General features: G+C 57.6%; 8 protein-coding genes and 1 pseudogene. 4 read left to right on the top strand and 5 right to left on the bottom strand.

Annotated elements, in window-relative coordinates:
- Positions 1 to 91: 91 nt before the first annotated feature.
- The 4 genes and pseudogenes from DES43_RS21480 to trbB all read right to left on the bottom strand — a co-directional run.
- Positions 92 to 1,135 (bottom strand): annotated as a pseudogene (locus DES43_RS21480) (VirB4 family type IV secretion/conjugal transfer ATPase); the annotation flags it as partial.
- Between the two features lie 7 nt (positions 1,136 to 1,142).
- Positions 1,143 to 1,442: a conjugal transfer protein TrbD gene (locus DES43_RS21475; protein WP_133676290.1), complete on the bottom strand. Its 300-nt coding sequence runs from the start codon at positions 1,440 to 1,442 to the stop codon at positions 1,143 to 1,145.
- A complete protein-coding gene (locus tag DES43_RS21470) occupies positions 1,435 to 1,809 on the bottom strand; it encodes a TrbC/VirB2 family protein (RefSeq protein ID WP_133676288.1) in 375 nt (124 codons plus the stop codon). Before DES43_RS21470 ends, DES43_RS21475 begins: the two co-directional genes overlap by 8 nt.
- Entirely contained in the window at positions 1,799 to 2,767 is a 969-nt protein-coding gene (gene trbB, locus DES43_RS21465; protein ID WP_133676286.1) for a P-type conjugative transfer ATPase TrbB, read from the bottom strand. The genes DES43_RS21470 and trbB overlap by 11 nt, the downstream gene beginning before the upstream one ends.
- A 464-nt stretch (positions 2,768 to 3,231) precedes the next feature.
- Between trbB and repA the strand changes: the two genes are divergently transcribed.
- The 4 genes from repA (at position 3,232) to DES43_RS21445 (ending at position 8,292) form a co-directional block, all read left to right on the top strand.
- Positions 3,232 to 4,452, top strand: coding sequence for a plasmid partitioning protein RepA (gene repA, locus DES43_RS21460; RefSeq protein WP_166647806.1), 1,221 nt, complete (start codon positions 3,232 to 3,234; stop codon positions 4,450 to 4,452).
- A 163-nt stretch (positions 4,453 to 4,615) separates the two neighbouring features.
- Positions 4,616 to 5,632 (top strand): plasmid partitioning protein RepB, encoded by a 1,017-nt coding sequence (repB, locus tag DES43_RS21455; protein WP_133676282.1) that lies wholly within the window; start codon positions 4,616 to 4,618, stop codon positions 5,630 to 5,632.
- 194 nt (positions 5,633 to 5,826) lie between these two features.
- Positions 5,827 to 7,131 (top strand): plasmid replication protein RepC, encoded by a 1,305-nt coding sequence (gene repC, locus DES43_RS21450; RefSeq protein WP_133676280.1) that lies wholly within the window; start codon positions 5,827 to 5,829, stop codon positions 7,129 to 7,131.
- A 108-nt stretch (positions 7,132 to 7,239) separates the two neighbouring features.
- Positions 7,240 to 8,292, top strand: a complete 1,053-nt coding sequence (locus DES43_RS21445) for a Fic family protein (protein WP_133676278.1) — start codon at positions 7,240 to 7,242, stop codon at positions 8,290 to 8,292.
- A 7-nt stretch (positions 8,293 to 8,299) separates the two neighbouring features.
- Here DES43_RS21445 and DES43_RS21440 read toward each other — a convergent pair whose 3' ends face one another.
- Positions 8,300 to 9,229: a recombinase family protein gene (locus DES43_RS21440; protein ID WP_166647805.1), complete on the bottom strand. Its 930-nt coding sequence runs from the start codon at positions 9,227 to 9,229 to the stop codon at positions 8,300 to 8,302.
- Positions 9,230 to 9,335 lie beyond the last annotated feature (106 nt).

Raw genomic sequence — 9,335 nt, 5'->3', positions numbered from 1 at the left:
CCCTGCAATCAACCAGCAGGGGTGGGTTCAAACATGGGTCACTTCTCAATGGAAAAATCCCTCAATCCCGGGTCAGCTCTCAGCGGAAATCAACAACGGGGGTATAATAGCCATAGGCAACCAGTTGCGATGCGGCTTCTGCGATCGCATCCTCGGCTTCGGCCACCATCAGCATGGCGTCCTGGTCGACGGACCGGCTCTGGGTCTGGAACAGTTGATCGAAGAAGGGGCGCACCTTCTGCTGCCACTTCTTGCGGGTGCGCTCAAGCTTTTGCCGTGCGTCCTGCTCATCGAGAAAGACAAAGCGGCTCGACCAACGATAGGTCAGCGGCATCAGATCAAGGTGGTTCAGGATGCCTGGCCAGCTTTCTGCCGGAAAGCCGTCTATGGCAACGACTGCCAGATAATGACCATCGACCATCGGCGACAGCCCATGATGGAATTCGGCCGTCGCCAGCCAGTCGAGATATATCGGGATTTCCGGCAGGCGGACCGGATGGTTCTCGCCGACGATGCAAAAGCGAATGAACTGGAAGAGTTCATCGTAGTGTGCTTCGCGTCCGGTCCCGGGATCAATGACGGTCCGCGTGACCATGCGACGGATCGACAGTACATTCGCCATATACTGCTCTACCTCGCGGATTGATGTCCGAAAACTGTCGAGCACGGTATCGGCATAGGTCTCGGAGCGGCTTTCCACGTCAGAATAGACATAGCGCGTCATCGCCGAACGACGGCGTTCGGGCGGGCGATAGGTGAGGATCAGCGCATGCTGGCTTTCATAATGGCCGCGTTCCGCCTCAAAATGAGCACGCCGTTCATTGTCGATAGCTGCCGTCACTGCGTCAGGGAAATAGCTCTCATCGCGTGACGGGTAGGAAACAGCCGGCACGCGCACAGCCTCGACCTGGATCATCCAGCCGGATCCAAGCCGTGACAGGACCGCATTGATCTGGCGCGATACCTCGTTACGCTCTTTATTGGTCGAACTTTCCGAATCCGGACCGGCGAAATACCAGCCGGCCATCAGGCTCCCATCCTTGAGCAGGATCACGCCATTATCGACCAAGCCGGCATAAGGAACGAGATCAGAAAACGACGGCTGTGCGTTTCGGAACTGACGAAGTGCGACCATGGGCGGATTAGTACCTGCGCCAGGGCGAGGACGTCGGGCGGTAGGACTGTCTATAGCGAACGTGGCGCAGATAGACCTGTCGCATCATCGGATCGGCCTTGGCCATCATTCGCAAAGCACCGACGACACCAATCCAGATTGCGATGCCGAGCAGCGCCGAGAACCAGGTCAGCACGACGAAGATCAGGATGACTGTCGCAAGCCCAGTCAGCAGGACCAGCTCGCGATCGGCGCCCATCAAATGGTTCGGGCGCGACAGCGCCCGATGCATGCGCGAGCGCGCCAGTGCAACGACCGGCTCAGCCATTGCACCCCTCCCCTGCCCTGCTCGCCGTAGCCAGCTCTGACGTGCCGATTGACGCGCCTGATGCGCCGAAAAGTCCTACGAGACTTGCGCCGCCGAGCAAAAGCCCCGCAACCAGGACCACGTAGAAGAGACGACGGACGAAGTCATTCAATTCACCTCCGAAGATCAGCATGCCGCCGGCGACCGCCATCGCAGCGAGTGCGATTATGCCGGCCACCGGCCCGGTGATCGACTGCTGGATCTGTTGCAGTGGCCCCTCCCATGGCAGACCGCCACCGCCGGAAGCCAGTGCTGGCTCGATGAACAAGGACAAGAGAAGAACGGTCAAGCTCGCCGTCAGAAAGGTGACGGTTCGGTTATGCTGCATTGAGGTGCCCCTCTTCCGAATAGGTTTCGATCTGGTAGTTGCCGTCGCGCCAGGCCTCGACATGGATAACTTCACGCACCCTCCGTCCGGTGGGTGTGCGCTCGATCGAGACGACAAGATCCACGGCCTCGCCGATCACGTCGTGCATCGGCTGCTGGCTGGCTTCGGCGGTCAGTTGTTCCAGCCGTCGCAGGGCCGATAATGCATTGTTGGCGTGGATGGTGGTGATGCCGCCCGGATGACCGGTATTCCATGCCTTGAGCATGGTGAGCGCCGCACCATCGCGGACCTCGCCGACGATGATACGATCAGGTCGTAACCGCATGGTGCTCTTCAGCAGCCGGGCCATATCGACCGTATCGGTGGTATGAAGCTGAACCGCATTCTCGGCTGCGCACTGGATCTCGGCCGTATCTTCCAGGATCACCAGCCGATGTTCCGGCGATGTCCGTACCATCTCGGCAATGACGGCATTGGCGAGCGTCGTCTTGCCCGAGCCTGTGCCGCCGGAAATGACAATGTTGAGGCGTGCCTTGATAGCTTTTTGGATCAAGGCTGCCTGTGCCATCGTCATGATGGCGCTGCGGACGTAATCCTCCAGCGGGATCAGGCGCGAAGCTCGTTTGCGGATGGTGAAGCTTGGACCTGCTACCACCGGTGGCAGCAATCCCTCAAAGCGGTGGCCACCTATCGGCAACTCACCGGAGATAATCGGCTGGTCTTCATCGGCTTCCGTCTGCAGCGCATGCGCGACGCTGCCGATGATGATTTCGGCGGCCCCTGGCTGCAGAGTGCCCATGCTGTCGATCCCCTGCCCCAGCCGTTCGACGAACAAGCGACCGTCCGGGTTCAGCATGATCTCGACCACGGAAGTGTCCTCGAGCGCGGAACAGATGGTCTCGCCAAGCGCATCCTGTAGCTTACGGACCAGACGGTGATGGGAGCGCGAGGCGGTCATGCAAAACGCCTGCCTGCGCACAGCAAAAACAGCCGCATACGCCCGAACGTGGAATGAGTAAGTTGATGCTGCCGCATGTGAAATCGCTGCCCCCTTCTGATGGGGCTACATCAACATCAGATCGGCAGATGCGTCAGCCCGGCATAAATGCCGGGTCCGTGCCACAGTGAGTCGTGATGATTCCTTGCCGAACGATTGGCTAAGGACAGGAAATCAGCCTGTACGAAAAGTTGCTGCCCTGGCATTTATGCCGGGTCTCAAAACGATTGGGGTTTCAAGGAGAAAAGGTAGGAAGTACTTGAAAACACATTATAATGTGAACTCGAGCATCGCCTACTTACGCCTCACTCGTGGCAGGCGTTAACTCCCCGTTAACCATTAAACTCTTGCGCCATAATGGTTCAATGGTATCGTCACGGAAAAGGAGCGGTTTCGCTCGAAAATCCGTGATGAGAGATATTAATGTGAGCGTAGCGGTTCAGCCTTCCCGAGAACTTCTGCCCAGTGTCGACGAGACGATCGGCAATCAAGCTGAGTTGCTAAGTACGCATCTCCAGTCGATGAGTGAGGCACTCTTCGCACCTGATACGCTGAAGGTGCTGCGGCGCTTCACGTCCGGGGAAGCTGCCCGATTAATTGGCGTCTCGGACTCCACGCTCAGGAAAATGACCTTGGCAGGTGAGGGACCGCAGCCAGAAACGACGAGCAATGGACGCCGTTTGTACACTTTGGCGGATATAAACGAGATAAGGAAGTTGCTCTCACACTCGCCGCGTGGCCGCGAAGCTATAGATTTTGTGCCCCACCGGCGGCCCGGCGAGCATCTTCAGGTGCTTGCTGTCACTAATTTTAAGGGTGGGAGTGGCAAAACAACTACCTCTGCTCACCTTGCGCAGCATCTCGCATTGCAGGGTTATCGCGTTCTTGCCATCGATCTTGATCCGCAGGCGAGCTTGTCGGCGTTGCTCGGTGTTTTGCCAGAAGTTGACGTCGTCTCCAACCAGACTCTCTATGCCGCCATTCGTTATGATGACAACAAACGCCCACTTTCAGATGTAATCCGCCGGACCTACTTTGACGGGCTCGATTTGGTGCCCGGCAATCTGGAACTCATGGAATTTGAGCATACGACGCCAAAGGCTCTGACCACGGTAGCTCGTACTGGTGAAATGCTGTTCTTCGCCAGGGTAGCTGCGGCCCTCGACGACGTTGCGGATAAGTACGACGTGGTAGTGATCGACTGCCCTCCCCAACTAGGCTTCCTGACGCTGAGTGGACTCTGCGCAGCGACCGCCATGATCGTGACAGTTCATCCGCAGATGCTCGATGTCTCTTCCATGAGCCAGTTCCTTCTCATGACGCGTGACCTGCTTGGTGTCGTTCGCGACGCCGGAGGCGAGCTCAAATATGATTTTGTCCGTTACCTACTGACTCGTTTCGAGCCGCAGGATGCGCCGCAAACAAAAGTAGCGGCGCTGCTGCGCAACCTCTTCGATGATTTTGTTTTGACAAATCCAATGGTGAAATCAGCGGCTGTTTCGGATGCGGGCCTCACGAAGCAGACGCTTTACGAGATCGGTCGCGAGAACCTTACGCGCGCCACCTACGACCGAGCTATGGAATCCCTCAACGCCGTCAATACGGAGATCGAAGGGCTGATTAAGAAGGCGTGGGGTCGGCTATGACGAAAATGGGTGAAATGAATAGGCTGTCGAGGTTGAAGTTGGGCGTGTTGGGAGCTCCCAACACGTCTGCCGTGAACTTTATGCCGTTTAACAGATGGCATCTGTTGGGAGCTCCCAACAAATACAAAACTCTCCAAACCGATCTGGTGCGGGAGGGGCTGAAGTGAGCAGAAAAGACGCCATCAACAACCTGTTCCTCAAACGCCCGGATACCGTTCCCGCGGCGCCGAAGCCCCCTGCCCTAAAGGATGGCGAGCGCGTGCGGACGGGGGCAATTTCTGCGATGGGCGCCTCGCTGCAGGAGCTGGCCGATAGCGCCAGGCAAGCGTCGCTTCTCAGGCAACAGATCGCCGATGGTGAAATTTGGCTTGAGACTAGCAAGATCATCGGCTCGCGTATCACCGATCGGATTCCGATCGATGTCGATCCCAAATTTGATGAGCTTGTAGAAAGCATCAGAGAAAACGGCCAACAGGTTCCGATCCTCGTTCGCCCTCACGCGGACACTCCCGGTATGTTTGAGATCGCTTACGGGCGGCGGCGAATGCGGGCGGCAAATATCCTGGAACGGCCAGTCCTGGCCATTATCCGCGACCTGGCTGATCGAGAACTAATAATCGCGCAAGGGCGCGAAAACTCCGAACGTACGGACCTGTCATTTATCGAGAAGGCATTTTTTGCAAAAAATCTGGAGGAGGATGGCTGCGACCGTACGACGATCGTCGCGGCACTAGCGGCCGACAAGGCTGATATCAGCCGATACATTACAGTAGCACGTCGTGTCCCAGAAGAGCTCGTCAGACGCATTGGACCAGCGCCGAAGATGGGGCGGGCTCGATGGCTTGCGCTCGCTGACCTGCTAGAAGCGCGATCTGCCTTGGCGGTCGCCGAGCAGGCGCTAGAAGCTCCTTCAGTTCAGAAAGCCGATAGTGATGCGCGGTTCCAGGCAGTGCTGAGCGCCCTTCAGGCCAAGCCCCGGAGGCGTAGCGCCGACCAGGCACAGATATGGAAGACTCCGCAGGGGAAGGGTGCTGCACGCATCGAGACTCGCGGTAGCAAGACCGCGCTTGTATTCGAAGAGAAGATAGTGCCGGCATTCGCTACATTCGTATCCGCGCGGCTGGATAATCTCTACCGTGAATTTCAGCAAGAAACGGAGAATAGAGGAGAGGAAAAATAATGTGAGTGCCGTCGTATGACGGCATGGATCGTGGAAATCGGCAAAGAAAAAGGCCCCCGAAATTAGTTCCGGAAGCCCTTCTCATAGGTTAGCAGCTAGAGAATCGCATTTCCGAGAATCGCAGTCAAGGGCCCACGAGGCTCAACGTCGTTTTGGCGGGGTGATTTCTTTTGCCTAGCGATAGGTGAAGGACAATGCAGACGCATATCTCAACGACGCCCTTCGGGCGGCGAACGATGACGCTTGGCCAGATTGCAAATCAGGCAAAAGCAAAGGCGATGCCGAAAGAGGCAGTCGCCAATAAATGGCGGGTGTTCCAGGACATCCGTGAAGCCCGTGAACTGCTTGGCGCAACGGATCGCTCGCTGGCGATCCTCAACGCCTTGCTGTCGTTTCATAGAGAAACAGAACTGTCGGCCGAGGGCGAGCTTATCGTCTGGCCGTCGAATGAGCAGCTGATCGCCCGCGCCAATGGCATCTCGCCGGCAACGCTGCGGCGGCATCTTGCCGTGCTTGTCGAATGTGGATTGATCATCCGCAGAGACAGTCCGAACGGCAAGCGCTTTGCACGCAGGAGCAGGGCAGGGGAGATCGAACAGGCCTATGGCTTTGATCTGTCGCCGATCGTCGCCCGTGCTGCGGAGTTCAGGGATCTGGCAGAGGCAGTCCAAGCCGAGAAGAAGGCCTTCCGCGTCGCCCGGGAGCGCCTGACGCTCCTACGGCGTGATATCGTCAAGATGATCGATACCGGGATCGAGGAAGGAGTGCCGGGGAACTGGAGCAGGGTGCTTCAGACCTATCAGGCTGTCATCACCAGGCTTCCTCGCACGGCCTCGAGGCAACTCATCGAAGACATTTGCGCCGAGCTTTGCGAACTGCACGCCGAAATCCGGGATGTGTTGGAAACCTTCACAAAAACACAGAATCTGAACGCCAATGAGTCTCATTTTGAACGCCACATACAGAATTCAAATCCAGACTCCATATCTGAATCTGAAAATGGCTTTCGAAAAAAGAAAGAAGCGAGCGGCAGCGTTGCAAAAACCAACAACATACGCAGCTTGCCGAAACGGGATCTACCGTTAAGCATCGTGCTGGATGCCTGCCCGAATATGCGGGAAGTGACCCAGACGGGCGATATCCGCCACTGGCGTGATTTTCTGGCGGCCGCAGAACTGGTGCGAACGATGCTGGGGGTCAGTCCGAGCGCATGGGCCGAGGCCCGCGAGGCTATGGGCGAAGTTCAGGCGGCAATTGCGCTTGCCGCGATCTATCAACGGACGGACCAAATCAACAGCGCCGGTGGTTATCTGCGCAGCCTGACCGACAAGGCACGGGACGGGAAATTCTCAACCTGGCCCATGGTGATGGCCCTGCTACGCGCACGGCTGGACGAGGGAAAGCAGCAGCAAACCCCGGAAAATACGACACCGGGATCCGGGCCACGACTTGAAGTGTCGGATTCGCTTCTGAACAGCCTGCGAAAGCGGAAGCTGTGAGCAGGATGGAATTATCATCTGACCAGGCCCTCTAATTGGGTGGAATTGGGTGGACAATTGGAGTTTTGGCGATCATAAAGAATGGGTGGAATTGGGTGGAGTAATAGAATGCCGGTGGATGCTTCGACACTTCATATCACGCCTGAGGTTCTGTCGCTGATCGCGGAGATCGACGAATTCAAGGGTGCGTGGCGCGCAATCGGGCGGATCGCACCGGAACGTTTGTCCAGCCTGCGCCGTGTAGCCACGATTGAAAGTATCGGTTCCTCAACTCGGATTGAGGGTGCGCGGCTCAGCGACAGGGACGTGGAAAACCTGCTGGCGAATATCCGGATCGGCTCGTTTGCCACGCGAGACGAGCAGGAGGTCGCCGGTTATGCTGACGTCATGGAGACGGTCTTCGACGCCTATGAGGCGGTTTCACTGACGGAGAGCCATATTCGGCAGCTCCATCGCGATCTTCTGGCCTATTCAGGCAAGGATGAACGCCATCGCGGCTCCTACAAAACCCTGGCCAATCATGTTGAAGCCTTCGATGAAGAGGGCCAAAGTCTAGGTGTGGTATTTGAAACTGCTACGCCGTTCGACACGCCACGCCGTATGGCTGAACTGGTCGCATGGGTGGCGACGCAAGAGGAGGACGGTAAACTCCATCCTTTGCTGGTCATCGCGATCTTCGTGGTGGTGTTTCTCGAGATCCATCCGTTTCAGGATGGTAATGGCCGCTTGTCACGAGTCCTGACCACGCTTCTCCTGTTGCGGGCCGGTTATGCCTATGTTCCCTACAGTTCTCTTGAAAGCGTCATTGAGCAGAGCAAGGACAGTTACTATCTGGCCCTGCGCCGTACCCAAAAGACAATCCGCACCGATACACCCGACTGGAATCCGTGGCTGGAATTCTTCCTGCGGGCGATGCAGCGGCAGAAGGAGCGGCTCGAGAAGAAGATGGAACGCGAGCGGGTGATGGTTGCGGCTCTCCCCGAACTGTCAATCCTCATCCTCGAACTGGTTCGCGAACATGGCCGGGTGACGATTTCGGAGGTCGTGAGAGTGAGTGGGGCCAGCCGCAACACGGTCAAGGATCACCTCAAGGCGCTTGCCGAACAAGGCCATCTGCAATTGCATGGTGCTGGCCGCGGCGCCTGGTACGGGCTTCCCTGACTGCTGGTCAAGCCGTTTCGGTAGCGAGAAGCCCGGATCGTTTGGCGCGATCGAGCAGGTTTTTGACTGAGGAAGGCGACCATTTTGTCCCGCCGCGCGGTGTGCGCTCATGCAATCGCTCAAGCTGGCTGGCGATTTCGCGCAATGTCAGGCCAGGATTGGATGAATGGATGCCGGCAACCAGCGTCATCAGGCGATCTTCCGGCAGGCGAGGTGGCGACTTTCGGAGCAGAGCTGCATCCGCCATGCCCTCGGCGACCATCCATTTGACCGCGCGTCGAAGGCGCTCCGGTGTCCAGTCGAGACCGCGTTGCTTCAGAACACGGGCAATATCATCCCAGGTGTGATCGGGCCGCATACGCTTCACGGCTTGAAGCCACTGGTTTGCCGTTGCCTGGATGCGTGTACCGTAAGCCGCCTTCTGCGCAGCCCTCATTTTAGTCAGCGCTTCCGGCCGTCGCTCGCGTATTCCCGGATTGCCTGGCAACCGCCCCTTGGCCTTGGCGGCTTTTATCCCGGCCTTGGTGCGTTCGGAGATCAGTGAACGCTCCAGCTGCGCGACGGCACCCAGCACCTGCAGTGAAAACATGCCCTGCGGCGTCGAGGTGTCGATCGGATCGCGCAGTGACCGGAAATGCACGCCTTTTTCAGTCAACCCTTCAATGACCTCGAGAAGATGGCTGACCGAGCGTGCCAGGCGGTCGATCCGGACAACGACGAGGGTGTCGCCGCTGCTAATATCGCGAAGGAGCTTCGAAAGGGCAGGGCGGGCGCGTGATGCCCCCGAACCATGTTCCTGGACGATAGTCTCGCAGCCGGCCGCGCGCAGCTCCATTTCCTGGGCTTCGGTCGCCTGCTCGTCCGTGGACACTCGGGCGTAGCCGATAAGCCGGCCCTGTGGTCGACAGGAAGGACGATTTTGCATGTCAGCGGCCATTTGCAGCGCCTTGTCAGTTGTCAAAGTTAGCTTCAATGCGGAGTATGGAAGATCAATATCTTAGCGAAGGTCATGGTCACAGTAATCAGCTCGTGATTCCCCATAG

Origin of the sequence: Aquamicrobium defluvii (assembly GCF_004363725.1) — a bacterium.
Classification (GTDB): domain Bacteria; phylum Pseudomonadota; class Alphaproteobacteria; order Rhizobiales; family Rhizobiaceae; genus Mesorhizobium; species Mesorhizobium defluvii.
Note: the sequence above shows the minus strand (reverse complement) of the source record. Positions and strands in the feature narration are given on the sequence as shown.